The following is a 17,742-nucleotide window of genomic DNA, read 5'->3' on the forward strand; positions in this document are numbered from 1 at the left end:
GTAGATTCAAAATGTGTACCCTGTGTCAACTTGCGTTCCATGCAGCTCGTCCAGCAGCTTCAGCAATGGCCCGAATTCACGATAACGGTCAGCTGTGCGGCGCACGTAATGCATGACCAGCGGCATATCCTTGAGGTAACTGTCTTTACCATCACGGTGATACAAGCGGGCAAAAATGCCCAGCACCTTGAGATGGCGCTGCAAACCCATCAACTCGAAATCGCGGTAAAACGCGCCGAAATCGGCAGGCACCGGCAAATTCACCAACCGCGCTTTTTCCCAGTAGCGGATCAGCCAGTCTATGACCACTTCCTCATCCCAGGCGATATAAGCATCTTTAAACAATGACGCCAGATCGTAAGTAATCGGCCCGAACACCGCATCCTGAAAATCCAGCACACCGGGATTAGGCTCCGTCACCATCAGATTACGGCTATGATAATCACGGTGCACGAATACTTGCGCTTGCGCCAGATTGTTATCCAGCAGTTTGGTAAATGCCGTTTGCAGCACTCTGGACTGCTCATCACTTAGCGTAGCACCCAGATGTTTTGCCACATACCAGTCCGGAAACAGCTGCAATTCACGCGATAACAGGGCAGCGTCATATTCGGGCAGCACGCCCGGTTGGCTGGCAGATTGAATTTGGATTAACGCATCAATCGCATCCATATATAATGGGTGTGCATTTGTGGTATTTAGCGCAGCAAGGTAGGTTGTATCACCCAGATCGGTGAGCAGCAAAAAGCCTTGTCCCAGGTCTTGCTGCAGCACTCGTGGTACATTAACCCCGGCGGCGGCAAATAATTCCGCCACATGAATAAAAGGTTGGCAATCTTCATACTGCGGTGGCGCGTCCATCACTATATAATGGTCACCGTTGGACAACGTAGCGCGAAAATAGCGCCGGAAGCTGGCATCCGCCGAGGCTGATGTCAGCACGGGTGCTAAATCGGGAAATAGTGTTTCTAACCAAGATTGGATAAGCTGTTGACGCTGCATGATATTCCTAATAAACGACTAAATTTAATTAACCCATTTTAGCATCATTCGTTTACCGCCTACACAATGCCTAGACACCGATTTAGCCGCCACCTTGCCGCACCTCTGTTGCTACTCAGCGGTGTCGCCGTGGGCGATGATGCGATACTGCTGCAAAGCAGTCCCGATCTCGCGCCTTTAACCAAATCGGCGGAAGATTCGTCACTGTTCATACGCGCAGACGAAATGCACGGCGTGCAGGGCCAGCAAATTAACGCCAGCGGTGATGTAGAACTGCGGCGCAACACCGGCATCGTTACTGCGGACAAATTGCACTATACCGAAACTACCGACGTAGTCGAGGCCAGCGGCAATGTCTGCTTAAAGCAACAAGGCCTGACCCTGACCGGCCCAAAACTCGATTTCCAGATGAATTCGCAGGTCGGCGCCATGGAGCAGCCAGTGTTCAGCCTGATCAGCACCGAACCCAGCACCCCGACGAATCGCGTCATCGCCAATCGCCGCGGCGATGCATCGGTACTTAATTTCGAAGGCGAAGAGCAGTACCGCTTAAAAGATGCCAGCTACACCACCTGCCCAGTCGGTAATGACGACTGGTATTTGCGCGTCAAGGAATTGCAAATAGACAACACGCGCCATGTGGGTACCGCGCATAGCGCCTACATAGAATTCAAAGGCACACCGATTTTATATACACCGTGGATAGACTTTCCTCTGGATAACCGACGTCGCAGCGGATTACTTGCACCTACTTTCGGCACGACCGGCAATAGCGGTACCGAAATTTCCATGCCGTGGTACTGGAATATCGCCCCCAACTACGATGCCACCATTACCCCACGCTTCATGACCAAGCGTGGCTTACAAATAGGCGGCGAATTCCGCTACTTGGCCGATACCTATCGCGGCATCTTCAATGGCGAATTTTTGCCGGACAGCACGACCAAAACCAACCGCTGGAGCATCTTTGCCCAGCATGACCAGAGTTTCGCGCCTGGCTGGACTGGCCATGTCGTGTATCAAAGCGTGTCGGATAACAATTACTTCCGTGAACTGTCCAACCAGATCAGCGCTACCTCGCTGACCAACCTGAATCAGGAAGCTTCGCTGACATATCAGGCCAGCTGGTGGCGCGCAGTCGCACGAGTACAACAATTCCAGACCCTGCAGGATCCCAATGCGCCAGTTATCCCGCCGTACAGCCGCCTGCCGCAACTTAGCCTGCAAGCGGCACGCAGCAACGACTATGGCCTGGATCTCAGCTTTAATGGCGAGCTGACCCGTTTCGCGCACCCGACCCTGATTAACGGCTCTCGCCTGGTCGCTTACCCCAGCGTGAGCATGCCGCTGCTGAATGAATTCGGCTATATCACCCCCAAGATTGGGGTACATGCCACAGAATACATGCTGGATTCAACAGCGACGACGCCCGCTACCAATGCTTCACGTGCGCTGCCGATCATGAGCCTGGATAGCGGCATGTATTTTGATCGCAACATCAACGTCTTCGGCCGCAATTATCAGCAAAGCCTGGAGCCACGCCTGTATTACGTTTACATCCCTTACCAGAACCAAAGCACACTGCCGAATTTTGACAGTGCCGAGATGGATCTGAACTACGCACAACTGTTTACCGAAAACCGCTTTGTCGGCAACGACCGTATCAACGATGCCAACCAGCTCACTATGGCCATGACGTCACGGCTGCTGGACACCGAAAACGGACTGGAGCGTCTGCGCGTCGCAGTCGGGCAGCGCCTGTATTTCTCGCCGCAACAAGTCACGCTGCCTGGTGGCTCAGTGACCAATAACACCGCCAGTGACATCCTGGCCTCTATCGGCGGACAAATCAATCAGGCATGGCGTGCAGAAGCGGCGATTCAATACAACACCCAACTGAATCAAACCGTACGCAACAGCTTCACGGCCAGCTATCGTCCAGAGCCGGGCAAAGTCATGAATTTCAGTTACCGCACCATCAGCGGACAAATCAATCAGATTAACCTGTCCGCGCAATGGCCTATCGCTCCACGCTGGTATGGCATGATGCGTTATAACTACTCGATTTTTGACAAGAAAATTGTGGAAGGCTTGGCCGGACTTGAATATAACGGCGGTTGCTGGGCCGCCCGCGGCGTATTCCAGACCATCGCGACCGCCGCCAGCACCACCAGCACATCATTCTTTATCCAACTGGAATTGAACGGTCTTGGGCGTTTAGGCTCTAATCCGCTCGATGTTCTTAAACTTAGCGTACCTGGATACACCAACACCAATGAACTCAATAACCCTTAAATCTTATCTGGTTTTATTTGCGCTGTTACCCAACCTGCTGTTTGCTGCTGAAAACCAGCCGCTACAGAAGAGCACTGACCTGTCCAGCAGCACGGCAGCGAAAATCCAGCCCATCGACCATATTGTTGCCGTGGTAAATGAAGATGTCATTACCCGCCATGATCTGGATAAACGTTATGCCCGCGCTGTGCAGCAACTGGAAAGCCGCAAGACACCATTACCGCCGCATGACGTGCTGGAAAAACAGATACTTGAACGCATGATCAATGATCGCATTCAGCTGCAATTCGCCGCACAAACCGGTATCCGGGTTGATAGTGCCATGCTGGATCGCGCTATCGAGCGCATCGCTTCCCAGAACCAGATGTCGATAGAACAGTTTCGCGCGGCATTAACTAAAGAAGGCATTGCCTTTGACAAATTCCGTGACGACATCCGCGACGAAATTATCCTCAGCCGCCTGCGTGAACGCGAGGTCGACAACAAGATCAACGTCACTGAAGCCGAGGTAGATGCCTACCTCGATGCACAAGCCAAACAGGGTGTCGACGACGAATACAATACCGCGCACATCATGATCCGCATCCCGGAAAACGCAACGACTGAACAAATCCAGGCTGCGCGCGCCAAGGCCCAGAAGGCACTGGATGCAATCCGCGGCGGAGCCGATTTTGCCCAGGTTTCCGCCAGCTACTCCGATTCGCCCAATGCACTGGAAGGTGGTGCCATGGGCTGGCGTCGCGGCTCACAGATACCTACCCTGTTTAGCCAGGCTGTCACCACCATGAAACCGGGTGAAACCAGCGATATCCTGCGCAGTAATAATGGTTTCCACCTGATCAAACTGATAGATAAACGTACGCAAAACAAGGCCACGATTATCAGCCAAACCCATGCCCGCCATATCCTCATCAAAACCAATGAAATCGTATCGGAAACCGATGCAAAAAACCGACTTGCCCAGATTCGTGAGCGTATCGAAAACGGCAGCGCGAAATTCGAAGACATGGCACGCCAGTATTCCGACGACGGCAGCGCTACCAAAGGTGGCGACCTGGGCTGGCTCTCTCCCGGTGAAACCGTGCCTGAGTTTGAACATGCCATGGACACACTCAAACCGGGTGAAATCAGCCAACCGATACATTCCCCGTTCGGCTACCACCTGATTCAGGTGCTGGAGCGTCGTTCTCAGGATGTCACTAAAGAGCGTCAGCGTCTGCTCGCCCGCCAGACCCTGCGTGAACGTAAAATCGATGAAGCTCAGGAAGACTGGTTGCGCCAGCTCCGCGATAGCGCCTACGTCGAATATCACAACGCAGACTAAGGCCAGCAGCCCGGCATGACATCCACACTAGCTCTCACTGCCGGCGAACCTGCCGGCATAGGTCCCGACTTATGCGTCATGCTGGCACAGACACAACGCCAGCAGCGTATCGTAGCAATCGCTGACCGTGACCTGCTTAGCGCCCGCGCACAACAACTGGGTTTACCGTTACGCATCGCTGAGTATGACCACGACCTGCCCGCTACCGAGGCCGGCGTATTGAGTGTATTGCACGTGCCACTAGCCCAACCAGCTCAGGCAGGAGTACTCAACCCAGCCAATGGTGCCTACGTGCTGGCAACCCTCAGCCGCGCAATTAGCGGCTGTGTCGCCGGCGAATTTGCGGCGATGGTTACCGCTCCGGTGCATAAAGCAGTCATCAACCAGGCCGGCATAGCTTTCACCGGCCATACTGAATTTCTGGCCGATGCCACTCACACTGCCCGCGTGGTGATGATGCTGGTCGGTGGCGACATGCGCGTCGCGCTGGCGACGACACACCTGTCATTACGCACGGTCGCCGATGCAATTACTGCCGAATCGCTGACCACCACATTGCGCATTCTGCATCAGGATCTGGTGCAGCATTTTCACATTGCCAAACCGCATATACTGGTTGCCGGACTCAACCCGCATGCTGGCGAATCCGGCCATCTCGGTGATGAAGAAATCCGCATTATCGAACCGGTACTGGCAGCCCTGCGTGCAGAAGGCATGTATCTCACCGGCCCGCTGGCAGCCGACACCCTGTTTAACCCGGCGCGCCTGGCCGAAGCGGACTGTGTGCTCGCCATGTACCACGACCAGGGTCTGCCGGTACTCAAATACGCCAGCTTCGGTGAAGGCGTCAACGTCACCCTGGGCCTGCCCATTATCCGCACCTCCGTTGACCACGGCACCGCACTTGACCTTGCTGGTACCGGCAAGGCGCATGCCGGTAGCCTGGCTGCCGCGATTGCTCTTGCTGAACAAATGGCACTAAACCCACATGTCTAAACATATACCCCGCAAGCGTTTTGGCCAGCATTTTCTCTGTGACCATGACATTATTAACGCGATTATCAACGCCATACATCCCCAGCCTGGCGACAATTTGGTGGAAATCGGCCCCGGTCTTGGCGCACTGACGATCCCATTACTGACGCATATCCCCCACTTTCATGTGGTAGAGCTTGATCGCGATATCATTGCCCGACTGCAACGCACCTACCCTGCGGAACGGCTCACTATCCATGCCGGCGATGCATTGAAATTCGACTTTGCCAGTCTGGGTAAGGGATTACGCATTATCGGCAATCTGCCGTACAATATTTCTACCCCGCTGTTGTTCCACCTCGCCGAATTTTCACCCAACATCATCGACATGCATTTCATGCTGCAAAAGGAAGTGGTAGAGCGCATGACTGCCAGTCCCGATACCCATGATTACGGGCGTTTAACAGTGATGCTGCAATACCGGTTTGAGATGGAATCACTGTTCGACGTGCCACCCACCGCATTTGATCCACCACCCAAAGTCGACTCCGCCATCGTACGCATGATGCCGCGGGCAGCTGAAGACATGCATGCCAACAGCGTCGATACACTTGCCCACGTGGTCTCCAGCGCATTTGCGCAACGCCGCAAAACATTACGCAACACCCTCGCCGGCCTGTTAAAGGCCGAAGATTTCGTACAATTGGACATTGATCCGCAACGTCGCGCTGAAACCATCAGCGTGGCCGACTTTGTGCGCATCGCCAACTACATACAACCTAAGGAAAAAAAATGAATTTAATCGACATCGCCCAAGCCTGTCTGGATGACATGCACCTGCCTGCCACACGCGTGCCTAATTTACCGGTTATCAATCTGCCTATCGAAAACGAAGACGGCAAATTGAATATGTTCATCCACAGCCATGAAGAAGCGCACCGCGTCTTTGTCTATACCCGCCCGCAGGACTTGCTGGTGCCCATCGAACGCATAGGCGCTCTGGCAGACTTTTTGACCCGTGCCAATTACGGCCTGCCGCTGGGCAATTTCGAAATCGACATGAACGATGGCGAAATGAATTTCAAAAACAGCCTGGACATCAGTGATGGTGTACTCACCACCAAGATGGTACAGACCCTGATCGTGTTCTCGCTGGAATGCATGAATCGCTATCTGCCTGGTATCCGAGCAGTTATCGCCGGCGCTGAGCCTAAAACCGCAATCGAAACCATAGACGGCCCGACTAAAGTCGTCATCAAGTAAAGACTCACAGACCTAGCCTCAAGGTGAAGCCGATGCAAGACCACTACGACCCGCTCGCAGCTTATCAAACTACCAGCCCCGTCGAATCAGCTTATGCCTGGCTAGGCAAACCGCAAGTGCGACTCAGCATCATGCTGATACTGGCGCTGTGCGGTGCCGTTGCGCTGCTGTATAGCCGTGGCTTGCATTACCCGTTTGTGTTTGACGACCGGCCGTTCTTCACCGAGACCAACCTGCGCCATTATGGCGAATCGCTGTTCCACTTCGATCTGCGCTGGTTTGCCTATGCCAGCCTGGGCTGGACTTATCAACTGTTCGGCATGGACATCCCGGCCCTGCGCTGGGGCAATATTATTTTGCACGGCATCACTGCCAGCCTGCTATTTCTCTTCTTTACCCGCCTGCTGCAGCTGACCAATATCGCCAGCGACCACAAATCTGCCAGTTATACGGCATTTCTGCTATCGCTGGCATTTGCCGTCCACCCGGTCGCTGTGTATGGCGTCGCCTATCTGGTGGAACGCAGCATCATCATGACCACCCTGTTCAGCGTGGCATCATTGCTATGTTACCTGCACGGTATCAGCCGTGAACGTGGCAAAGCGTGGCTGGGAGCGGCTGTCGTTTTCTATTTTCTGGCAGTATTTTCCAAAGAGCACAGCGTGATGCTGCCGGCTGTCGCCGTCTTGCTGTCGCTGCTGCTGCGCACGTCATTACGCGACATTGCGCGCAAGACCTGGGGCACCTATCTGGGCTTCGCCGCGGTTGCCATCTTCATCACCCTGCGCAGCAAGGGCGTGCTGGGCGCGCCGTATGAAATCTTTGCGCAGAGCATGCTGGCGCAAATGTCGGAAAACAACAGCGGCATCATGCCCGAGCATGTGTATCTGTACAGCGTTATCTCGCAAAGCTACCTGTATTTCAAATACCTGCTGCTATGGTTACTGCCTAACCCGGGCTGGATGGCAATCGACCTGCGCCAGCATTTCCCCGACCATATCCTGAGCTGGCCTGAGTTTGCCGGATTCATCGCTTTTATCATCTATCCTGTTGCCAGCCTGTGGCTGCTGCGCCAGGGTGGACGTCGCGGCCTGATCGGCTTCGCCCTGCTCGCGCCATGGCTGCTGTTCTTTACCGAGCTGGTGACAGTACGTCTGCAGGAGCCGTTTGTGCTGTACCGCAGTTATCTGTGGATGAGCATGCTGCCGTTGCTGATTGCCGGATTATTCGGCAGCCTCGACAATTATCGCAAGCAGCTGCCGATACTAGCGCTGTGCGCAGTCCTTGCGTTTATCAGCTGGGGGCGCATCGGAACATTTGCCGATCCGGTGACACTATGGACTGACGCCGTTAACAAGAATACTGATACCAGCCTGATCTGGGCAGAGCGACCACTCACCAACCGTGGCTATGCCTTGATGCAGACCGGTAAACTGGCGGCTGCAAAACAAGACCTGCTGGCCGCCCTGGCGATCAACCCGAACCAGCATGACGCCAACTTCAACATGGCCGTACTCGACATGAACGAAGGTAATGCCGAAGCAGCCATGGCGCTGTACGCCAAGACTATCGCGCTTAAACCCGATTATGCCGATGCCTGGCTCAATCGCGGCTACCTGCTGTTCAAACTGGGCCGCGTGCAGGAAAGTATCGCCGATTACAATCACGTCATCGAACTCCAGCCGGAATATGCCGATGCCTGGCTTAACCGCGGCCTGAGCTATGCCGCACTCGGCCAATTCGATAACGCGCTGAGCGACACCAATCATGCCCTCAGCCTTACCCCCAACAACCCTCAGGCCTGGCTCAACCGCGGCATTGTCTATGCGCAGCAGCATCAGCCACAGTTAGCGCTGGCTGACATGAATATGGCCATCAGCATCGCCCCTGACTTCGCTCCGGCCTATTACAACCGCGGCTATCTGGCGCTGATCGGCGGACAACGCAGTGACGCCGCACACGACCTGCAAACAGCACTGAACTACAATCCCAACTATGTGGAAGCACTGGTGCAACTGGCCACACTCAACATCATCGAAACCCGCTACGACACCGCATTAAGCCTGCTGGATCGAGCCATTGCGCAACAACCGCAAGCCGCGCAGCTCTATGTTAGCCGTGGCGCCGTGCAAGTGGCATTGACCCACAACGAGGCTGCGCTGCAGGACTATGAGCACGCGATTCAGCTGGCGCCAGACAATATACGGGCACAACTCAGTAAAGGCATGCTGCTGCTCGGCCTCAATCGCCGCAACGAAGCCATGCCGGCATTGCAAAAGGTATGCCGTCTGGATCAGGGTGCTGCGTGCGCCAAGGCGCAACAGTTAATGGCCAATGGCAGCCGCTGACTTTAACCAGACTGCGCTTGATCCCGACCTGTCTGTTGTCGTCGAGGCCTGCGCCGGCAGTGGCAAAACCTGGCTGCTGGTAGCACGCATCGTTCGTCTGTTATTGGCGGGAGTGCAGCCGGCCGAGATACTGGCCATTACCTTTACGCGTAAAGCCGCCCGCGAAATGCGGGCACGGCTGGATGAATGGCTGCGCTTTTGCGCCAGCGCCGATGATGACGCCGTGCGCCAGTTCCTGCGCGAACGTGCCGTCGCTGAATCTGAGCTCGACGCCAAACTGCCGCTGGCACGCGGCCTGTTTGAAAGCGTACTCACTGCCCAGCCAGGTATCACCATCAGCACCTTCCACGCCTGGTTTCTGGAAGTTATCCAGCGCGCACCGCTGGAAACCGGCCTGGTCGGCCGCGGCCTGGCAGAGCAGACGCTGGCCCTGCACCAGAACGCATGGGCGCAGCTTACCCAACAACTGGCGGCACATCCTGACACTCCGCAAGCCCATGCCATGCAAAATTTGCTGGCAGAGCTGGGCTTATCCAGCACCCGCAAACTGCTGCAGAATTTCATGCACAGGCGCACCGAATGGTGGGCCTATACCGAATCGCAAGCTGACCCGCTCGGTTATGCGCTCACCACCCTCAGCCAGCAAATTGGGGTCGCGATTGATGCCGATATTGCTGGTGAGCTGATGGCAGACCGTGCATTTAGCGCCGAACTGCATGAATATGCGCGCCTGCTGGGTATGAATACGGCCACCACGCAGAAACGTGCTGACGACATCATCACCACACTCAGCGCCGAGCTGGCCAATGAACAACGTTTTGAAGCACTGTGTCAGACCATACTCTCCGGCAAAGGCGAGCTGTACAGCCTCAAAGCCAGCGCGGCGCAGGAAAAACGCCTGGGCACAGCGGCACAGGAGACCATGATCAACCTGCATCACCAGGTTGGCGAACGCCTGCTCCAGGCCCGCCGGCAACGACTGGCGCAGGCCAGCTATCATTTCAATGCGCATGCATTAACCCTGGGTACGGCATTACTCGCACACTATCAGGCCGCCAAAGCCGAGGCGCGGGTACTTGATTTCAGCGACGTGGAATGGCAGGTTGCACAGTTACTCTCCAATTCCGAACACGCGGAATACATCCAGCTTAAACTGGATGCCCGCTACAAGCATATCCTGCTCGATGAGTTCCAGGACACCAATCCGGTACAGTGGCGGGTATTGCAGGCCTGGTTTGAAGCTGCGCATCAGGCCGGGCAGATGCCAAAAATCTTTCTGGTCGGCGATCCGAAACAGTCGATTTATCGCTTTCGCGGCGCAGAGGCCGGGCTGTTTGATCTCGCCAAAACCTATCTGAGCGCACGTGGTGCCGCCTGCCTTAGCCAGAACCACACCCGGCGCAGCACCGCGCACATTATCCAGGTACTCAATGCGACCTTTGCCGGCATTGCTGACGATTACAGCCTGTTTCAGCCGCATCAGGTGTATGACACCAGCCGCCCCGGCAGGGTCGAAGTGCTGGCGCTGGCCACAGCCCCGACTACCGAGGAAGTTGCGCCTGTCAGTTACCGCAATCCACTGACCGAACCCCGGCCTGACGATGCTGAGAACAACGCTCGTGAGCTTGAAGCCGAGCAGCTCGCCACGAAAATTAATGAAATCGTCAGCCACTGGGTGATTGATGACGCCAATGGCGGCACCCGTCCGGCGCAATTCAGCGACATCATGATACTGGTGCGCAGCCGCACCCATCTGGCCAACTATGAACGCGCGCTGAAACATGCGCAAATCCCATACAGCAGCACGCGCCGTGGCGGTCTGCTGGACAGTATGGAAATCGGTGATCTGCTGGCTTTGCTGCAATTTCTGGTTACCCCCAATGCCGATCTGGCGCTGGCACGTGCGCTACGCTCGCCGATTTTCGCCTGCACTGATGCCGAATTACTGACACTGCGTGCCGCCCAACTGCAGAATGAAGCGACCCACTGGTGGCCGGTATTACAATCGCTAACACTGCCTGGCGCGGGTTTGCAGCGCGCTTCCACGCTGTTGCAGCACTGGATCACCCTGGCAGGAACATTGCCGGTACATGATCTGCTCGACCGCATCTATTTTGAAGCCAACCTCATCGCTCGTTACCGTGCAGTAGCGCCGGCCGCATTGCAAAATAGCGTAGAGGCCAACCTGACTGCATTCATCGCGTTAACACTGACCCAGTCCGGTGGGCGTTATCCGAGCTTACCGCGTTTTTTGCTCGATATCGCCGCACTGCATCAGGACAGTGACGAAAACCCGGACGAAGGCGAGACCCTGGATGCCGGCAACACCGTCACCATCCATACCGTACACGGAGCTAAAGGTCTGGAAGCGCCTATCGTCTGGCTGCTTGATGTCGGTGCGCGCAAAGCCAAAGCGGACAATTACCGGGTATTACTCAACTGGGAACCGGATGCGCCGCGTCCAGATCATTTTTCACTGGTGACCACACAGGAACGCATGGCCGCGTATCAGCAAGCGTATCTGGATAAGGAAATGCAGCATGCCCAGCGCGAAGACTACAATCTACTGTATGTCGCGATGACCCGCGCACGGCAGGCACTGCTGGTGTCGGGTGTAGTCAGCAAGAGCAACGGACAGAACTGGCATCAAACGATATTGGCTGCACTGCAGCCAGATGCAGCAACTGCCATCAGTGGCGATGACCTGACTCAACGCAGCATCAGCAAGACGCAAGCTGTGACTAGCGGACCAGCTGCCATGACGCTGCCAGCTGACATCAACCAGCCGTATCCGCTGGGTACATACACCGCACGCAGCGACACCGCAGCCACCGATTACGGCACGCTGGTGCACCTGCTGCTGGAAGCAATCACGCCGCCTGACCCAGTGCTGGACACGACTTTACTTCAGGCGCAATTCGGTGCCCACCCACAGTTTACAAATGCGCATCAGCACGCGCGCAGCATTCTGGATCAACCGCAGCTCCAGCGTTTCTTCGACCCGACACACTATCGCCGCGCCTGGAATGAGCTCAGCTATCTGCGCCAGAACGGCAGCAGCTACCGTATCGACCGTGTGGTGGAATTTGCTGATGAGATATGGATACTGGATTACAAGACTGATCAGACAGATGATACGCAGCAACTCATACAGCGCCACCGCGTACAACTAACCGAATACCGGATGGCGATGCAGGTTTGCTACCCTGCACTCACTATCCGCTGTGCGATCGTTAGCGCGGGGGGCGAGCTGGTGATGCTTTAGGCTAAAGGCTAGTCCACGAAAAACACGAAAAGCACGAAAAAATTCAAAAAATTCAAAAAATTCAAAAAATTCAAAAAATTAAAGAACCATTGATTTCAACAAACACTGATTGCGAAATGGGGAAGGAATCAATGTTCTTTTGAAGTTATGTTTTGAGTCTGTTGATCTTGCTTTCTTTCGTGCTTTTCGTGTTTTTCGTGGACAAAGTTTTTCAGCTATCAGGCAGACAACATCGAAATATCAGCCACCTGATTCATCATTTCACCCAGGGCATTCAGCAACGCCAGTCGATTCTGGCGTACTGCCATATCTTCTGCCATCACCATCACCCCGTCAAAAAACGCATCAACAGCAGTGCGTACGCCAGCCAGCGCAGTCAGTGCCGCGGTGTAATCACCTGCAGCCACAAATGCCGTGACCTGTGGCGCCAGCTGAGTAATGCGTTCGAACAATTCCTTTTCCGTATCTGCTTCGAACAGACCCGGATTCACCGCACCTAGCGGCTCGGTTACTTTTTTCAGGATATTGCGTACCCGCTTGTTGGCCGCAGCCAGAGCAGCGGCTTCCGGCAACTGACGGAATTCACGCACAGCGTGGATACGCGCCAGAATCAAATCCATGCGCTCAGGCTGATTAGCCAGTACCGCCTCGATTTCACCTGGCTCGAAACCCTGTTCTTTGAGGTAATGGCGCATGCGATCCAGCATGAAACCATACACATCAATATTGACGCTATCCGCGACCACGCCAGGTGGGAATGCTGCCTGCGCATGCGCCAGCAAAGCTGGCAAGGACAATGCCAGCGGAGTTTCAATCAAAATCCGTAGTACACCCAGCGCAGCGCGACGCAAACCAAACGGGTCTTTATCGCCCGTCGGGATCAGGCCAATACCGAAAATACCAATTAACGTATCCAGCTTATCTGCTAACGCCACACTGGCAGCAATCGCCCCTTGCGGCACGGCATCACCGGCAAAACGTGGCTGGTAATGTGCGCTGATAGCTGCTGCCACGTCAGCAGCCTCACCATCATGCAATGCATAGTGCGTACCCATCATGCCTTGCAGCTCTGGGAATTCACCAACCATATCAGTAACCAGATCAGCCTTGGCCAGATAAGCGGCACGTGAAGCTGCCACCGTATCCGCATGCAACAGGCCGGCGATGCTGCTCGCCATGTGCTGCATGCGGTTCACGCGCTGCAACTGACTGCCGAGCTTGTTGTGATACACCACCTGCGCCAGTTTTTCCACACGGCTATCCAGACGGGTTTTTCTGTCCTGATCAAAGAAGAAACGCGCATCGGACAAACGCGCCCGTAACACACGCTCATTGCCTTGAATAATATGACGCGGATCATCAGTTTGCAGATTGGAAACCACCAGGAAACGCGGCAATAAATTGCCATGCTGATCAGCCAGCGGGAAGTATTTCTGATGCTGCTTCATCGACAGAATCAGACAGGCCTGAGGTACTTCCAGGAAATCAGCGCTAAAGGTGCCGGCATATACGGTAGGGAATTCGACCAGACCCGTAACCTCATCCAGCAACGCCTCATCCCACAGCACTTGAGCGTCGCCAGCCGCAGCGGTCAGTTGCTGGCGGATACTGTCACGACGTTCAGCGAACCCAGCCATGATCTTGCCCTGTTGCAGCAAATTATGCGCATAGTCATCCGCATGCGCGATGCTGATTTTGCCTTGCGACAGGAAACGATGGCCCAGTGTCACATTACCACTGACCAGACCCAGCAATTCTCCAACCACCACCTGTGTACCATGCAGCATGATCAGGCCATGCACCGGACGTACGAATTCAACATCGCTATCGCCCCAGCGCATGAGTTTGGCCACCGGCAGCTTTTTCAACACATCGGCAACTATTCCCGCCAGATGCTGCGCCAGCGGTTCACCGGACTGAGTAGAACGGTACACATAGCACTCCTGCTTGCCATCATGCATCGTCGCCAGATCAGCCACTTCCACACCACAGGAACGGGCGAAACCTGCCAATGCTGGCGTAGGTTGACCGTCTTTCATACCGGCAGCAACGGCCGGACCCTTACGCTCAATGTTGCGCGGTGGCTGTATTGCTTCCACCTGCGGAATACTCACTGCCAGACGGCGTGGGGTAGCATAAGCACTCACGCCACTGATATCGTCGACAAAACCTTGCGCTTTCAATGCTGCCACAATGCCATTACTGAAGGCATCAGACAATTTTTGCAGCGACTTGGGTGGCAGCTCTTCAGTCTGCAATTCTATTAATAAAGTGGCGTTCATACTGACTCCCCCGATTTATTCAACATAGGGAATCCTAATGCTTCGCGCGATTCGAAATAGGCTTGCGCTACTTTGCGTGACAAGGTGCGCACCCGACCGATATACGCCGCTCGTTCAGTTACCGAAATCGCACCACGCGCATCCAGCAAGTTAAATGTGTGCGAGCACTTCATCACCATTTCGAAGCCGGGCAAAGGCAAGCCCAGATCCATCAACCGTGCTGCTTCGCGCTCAAAATCATTGAACTGCTGAAACAGCCAGTGCGTATTGGAATGTTCGAAGTTATATTTGGACTGTTCTACTTCATTCTGATGGTAGACGTCACCATAGCTGACACCTTCCGTCCATACCAGATCGTAGACATTTTCCACCCCTTGCAAGTACATTGCTAGCCGTTCCAGACCATAGGTGATCTCGCCCAGCACCGGCTTGCATTTCAAACCACCGACTTCTTGAAAGTAGGTGAACTGGGTAACTTCCATGCCGTTCAGCCAGACTTCCCAGCCCAGACCCCAGGCACCCAAGGTCGGGGATTCCCAGTCGTCCTCGACAAAGCGAATGTCGTGCACGGTTGGGTCCACGCCCAGCGCGCGCAGGCTATCCAGATACAACTCCTGAATATTATCGGGGCTAGGCTTCAGTACAACCTGAAATTGATAATAGTGCTGCAGGCGATTCGGGTTTTCCCCATAACGGCCATCTTTAGGACGACGTGATGGCTGTACAAAAGCAGCTTTCCACGGCTCAGGGCCCAATGCGCGTAAAAACGTCGCAGTGTGGAAAGTTCCAGCGCCCATTTCCATGTCATAGGGCTGCAACAACACGCAGCCCTGTTTCGCCCAGAACTGCTGGAGCGTTAATATAATTTCTTGAAAAGTCAGCATGACACACGCTTAAACGGTAAAAATGTAATTTTAACCCAGAAACGGCTGTTGAAGGAGTTGAATCAGACCTGTAACGACGCTACCAGCCCACCACCCTCTCGCGCAGAGAGATTGAGCTGCCAGCCATTGGCTTGCGCCAACTGGCGGGCAATGGCCAGCCCCAGGCCACTGCCACCGCTGGTCAGATTGCGCGACGTTTCCAATCGATAGAACGGCCTGAATACAGCCTCAAGCTGGTCCGCAGGTATGCCCGGACCTCGATCCATGATTTCGATCAAGGCACCATGCTTATTCGGTGTACAACTTATCTCTACTTGACTCTCAGGGGCGTAGCGCAAGGCGTTTTCAATCAAATTCACCACGATACGCTGCAATGCCTGCACGGCAATCGAATATTCATAAACCCCTGTTACATTACATACCACTGTGCCACCGCTGCGTCCCGCATCTGCAGCTATCTGGCACAGCAGGGCATGCAGATCCACCTGCTGCCTGGCTTCGGTCTGCAAGCCACGCGCCATATCCAGGAAGCCACCGATCAACTGATTCATCTGCTCCAGATCGCGTTCTATTTGCGCAACCAAAGCAGGCTCTGCATCGGCTGGCAACATGGCGACCGCCAGGCGCATGCGCGCAATCGGGGTACGTAAATCATGGGAAATTCCAGCCAATAACGTGGTGCGGTTGGCGAGCAAATCCTGCACTTCATTCGCCATCTGATTAAATGCACGCGCCAGCGTGACCAGCTCGGCAGCGCCTGTTTCTGGCAATGGTTGCGGCATCTGGCCCTGACCGACCTGGCCAGCTGCTGCGGCCAGTTGCGCCAGGGTCCGGGTAATTCTGCGCACCACAATAAGTGCCGTCAGCCAGATCAACAGAGCGCCCAGGCTGACTAAACCAACTGCCGCCAATGGTGAACGTATGTTGTAACGATTCTTTTCGAATCCGATATGAATGTAATGTCCGCCCATTTGCAGATCAGCCCATACCCAGCCATTCTCACCGGCTTCCAGACTAATCTGCTGACCTGTACGGTGAGACAATGCTGCCTCGATATTACGGCTATTCAGGAATCTATCAGCGGGCACGTCAGCAATATTATCTATCTTGCTGATGCGCAAATGATGATGCTCGGCCAGTTCGCGTTCAAACGCGGGGCGTGTTTCGGGCGGCAATTCCACCCAGGTCTGTGCAGACAACACGATCAATGCCGCCAGATCATCTGCTGAACGGAGCGCCATAGGAGTTAGCACTGTATATGCAACCAAAGCAAGAGCGGCAGTCTGAAATAACACGAATGCCAGACCCAGCGTGGCCGCAGTGCGACCAAACAACGAATCCGGCCAAAGCTTGACCGGACTACGCCACCATTTCACTTGGCTATTCCTTTTGGTGCAAATAAATAACCCTGGCCCCACACTGTACGTATATAAGCCGGCTCAGCCGGATTGACCTCGATTTTGCGGCGCAACCTGGTTACCCGCACATCGATGCTGCGATCAAATGGATCCCGATCGTAACCTTTAAGCATATCCATTAACTGATCGCGCGACAGCACGCGGTTAGGATGGCTGGTGAAAATTTGCAGTATAGTGAACTCTGCCGAGGTCAGACTCACCTCCACGCCGGCCTTGCTTAAACGCTGCGCATCCAGGTCCAGTTCAAAATCACCGAAGCGTACCATATTCCCGGTAGCTGGTTGTTCTGTGGCTATCGCATCCTGCTTACGCCTTAACACTGCACGTATACGCGCCAGCAATTCTCGCGGATTAAACGGCTTGGCCAGATAGTCATCTGCACCCACCTCCAGCCCCACTATGCGATCAATATCCTCACCGCGCGCAGAGAGCATAATAATTGGCATGTGAGCGTTACCACGCAACCGCCTCGCGATAGACAAACCATCCTCACCGGGCATCATTTGATCCAGGATAACCAGATCGGGCTTTACGCTTTGCAATACTTCATCCATGGCAACACCATTAGCTGCCAGGCTCACCTCGAACCCGTTGGTAGTCAGATATTGCTCAAGCAAGCTGCGTAAACCATCGTCGTCATCCACGACTAATATATGCTCTTTTACAGTCTCATCCATATATAACTC

12 protein-coding genes are annotated in these 17,742 nt (G+C 54.6%); 7 read left to right on the top strand and 5 right to left on the bottom strand.

From position 1 onward, the window contains the following. Positions 1-6 precede the first annotated feature (6 nt). Positions 7-1,002 carry an aminoglycoside phosphotransferase family protein gene (locus EJE49_RS06090; RefSeq protein WP_124949514.1) on the bottom strand — a complete coding sequence of 332 codons (996 nt, stop codon included), beginning with the start codon at positions 1,000-1,002 and terminating at the stop codon, positions 7-9. A 66-nt stretch (positions 1,003-1,068) separates the two neighbouring features. Here EJE49_RS06090 and EJE49_RS06095 point away from each other — a divergent pair, with 66 nt between their 5' ends. From EJE49_RS06095 to EJE49_RS06125, 7 genes are read left to right on the top strand one after another with little or no spacing between them, the layout of a single operon-like run. Continuing rightward, complete coding sequence (locus EJE49_RS06095; protein WP_124949515.1) at positions 1,069-3,297, top strand: LPS-assembly protein LptD; 2,229 nt, start codon at positions 1,069-1,071, stop codon at positions 3,295-3,297. Next, complete coding sequence (locus tag EJE49_RS06100; protein ID WP_124949516.1) at positions 3,278-4,621, top strand: peptidylprolyl isomerase; 1,344 nt, start codon at positions 3,278-3,280, stop codon at positions 4,619-4,621. The genes EJE49_RS06095 and EJE49_RS06100 overlap by 20 nt, the downstream gene beginning before the upstream one ends. A gap of 15 nt (positions 4,622-4,636) precedes the next feature. Next, positions 4,637-5,617: a 4-hydroxythreonine-4-phosphate dehydrogenase PdxA gene (pdxA, locus tag EJE49_RS06105; protein WP_124949517.1), complete on the top strand. Its 981-nt coding sequence runs from the start codon at positions 4,637-4,639 to the stop codon at positions 5,615-5,617. Then, positions 5,610-6,392: a 16S rRNA (adenine(1518)-N(6)/adenine(1519)-N(6))-dimethyltransferase RsmA gene (rsmA, locus tag EJE49_RS06110; RefSeq protein ID WP_124949518.1), complete on the top strand. Its 783-nt coding sequence runs from the start codon at positions 5,610-5,612 to the stop codon at positions 6,390-6,392. Before pdxA ends, rsmA begins: the two co-directional genes overlap by 8 nt. Continuing rightward, positions 6,389-6,859 (top strand): YbjN domain-containing protein, encoded by a 471-nt coding sequence (locus EJE49_RS06115; RefSeq protein WP_124949519.1) that lies wholly within the window; start codon positions 6,389-6,391, stop codon positions 6,857-6,859. Before rsmA ends, EJE49_RS06115 begins: the two co-directional genes overlap by 4 nt. A gap of 32 nt (positions 6,860-6,891) precedes the next feature. After that, positions 6,892-9,207 (top strand): tetratricopeptide repeat protein, encoded by a 2,316-nt coding sequence (locus EJE49_RS06120; RefSeq protein WP_124949520.1) that lies wholly within the window; start codon positions 6,892-6,894, stop codon positions 9,205-9,207. Continuing rightward, entirely contained in the window at positions 9,194-12,472 is a 3,279-nt protein-coding gene (locus EJE49_RS06125; RefSeq protein WP_124949521.1) for a UvrD-helicase domain-containing protein, read from the top strand. The genes EJE49_RS06120 and EJE49_RS06125 overlap by 14 nt, the downstream gene beginning before the upstream one ends. A gap of 218 nt (positions 12,473-12,690) precedes the next feature. Here EJE49_RS06125 and glyS read toward each other — a convergent pair whose 3' ends face one another. From glyS to EJE49_RS06145, 4 genes are all read right to left on the bottom strand, one after another. Continuing rightward, positions 12,691-14,754, bottom strand: coding sequence for a glycine--tRNA ligase subunit beta (glyS, locus tag EJE49_RS06130; RefSeq protein WP_124949522.1), 2,064 nt, complete (start codon positions 14,752-14,754; stop codon positions 12,691-12,693). Then, a complete protein-coding gene (glyQ, locus tag EJE49_RS06135) occupies positions 14,751-15,638 on the bottom strand; it encodes a glycine--tRNA ligase subunit alpha (protein WP_124949523.1) in 888 nt (295 codons plus the stop codon). Before glyQ ends, glyS begins: the two co-directional genes overlap by 4 nt. 62 nt (positions 15,639-15,700) lie before the next feature. Then, entirely contained in the window at positions 15,701-17,014 is a 1,314-nt protein-coding gene (locus EJE49_RS06140) for an ATP-binding protein (protein ID WP_124949524.1), read from the bottom strand. Next, positions 17,011-17,733 carry a response regulator gene (locus EJE49_RS06145; protein WP_124949525.1) on the bottom strand — a complete coding sequence of 241 codons (723 nt, stop codon included), beginning with the start codon at positions 17,731-17,733 and terminating at the stop codon, positions 17,011-17,013. Before EJE49_RS06145 ends, EJE49_RS06140 begins: the two co-directional genes overlap by 4 nt. Positions 17,734-17,742: the final 9 nt, after the last annotated feature.

It is taken from the genome of Sulfuriferula thiophila (genome assembly GCF_003864975.1).
Taxonomy (GTDB): Bacteria; Pseudomonadota; Gammaproteobacteria; order Burkholderiales; family Sulfuriferulaceae; genus Sulfuriferula; species Sulfuriferula thiophila.

What these genes read in the sequence shown, in the direction of transcription:
- EJE49_RS06090 (WP_124949514.1), bottom strand. Translation starts at nt 1,002, where the DNA reads ATGCAGCGTCAACAGCTTATCCAATCTTGGTTAGAAACACTATTTCCC.
- EJE49_RS06095 (WP_124949515.1), top strand. Translation starts at nt 1,069, where the DNA reads ATGCCTAGACACCGATTTAGCCGCCACCTTGCCGCACCTCTGTTGCTA.
- EJE49_RS06100 (WP_124949516.1), top strand. Translation starts at nt 3,278, where the DNA reads ATGAACTCAATAACCCTTAAATCTTATCTGGTTTTATTTGCGCTGTTA.
- pdxA (WP_124949517.1), top strand. Translation starts at nt 4,637, where the DNA reads ATGACATCCACACTAGCTCTCACTGCCGGCGAACCTGCCGGCATAGGT.
- rsmA (WP_124949518.1), top strand. Translation starts at nt 5,610, where the DNA reads ATGTCTAAACATATACCCCGCAAGCGTTTTGGCCAGCATTTTCTCTGT.
- EJE49_RS06115 (WP_124949519.1), top strand. Translation starts at nt 6,389, where the DNA reads ATGAATTTAATCGACATCGCCCAAGCCTGTCTGGATGACATGCACCTG.
- EJE49_RS06120 (WP_124949520.1), top strand. Translation starts at nt 6,892, where the DNA reads ATGCAAGACCACTACGACCCGCTCGCAGCTTATCAAACTACCAGCCCC.
- EJE49_RS06125 (WP_124949521.1), top strand. Translation starts at nt 9,194, where the DNA reads ATGGCAGCCGCTGACTTTAACCAGACTGCGCTTGATCCCGACCTGTCT.
- glyS (WP_124949522.1), bottom strand. Translation starts at nt 14,754, where the DNA reads ATGAACGCCACTTTATTAATAGAATTGCAGACTGAAGAGCTGCCACCC.
- glyQ (WP_124949523.1), bottom strand. Translation starts at nt 15,638, where the DNA reads ATGCTGACTTTTCAAGAAATTATATTAACGCTCCAGCAGTTCTGGGCG.
- EJE49_RS06145 (WP_124949525.1), bottom strand. Translation starts at nt 17,733, where the DNA reads ATGGATGAGACTGTAAAAGAGCATATATTAGTCGTGGATGACGACGAT.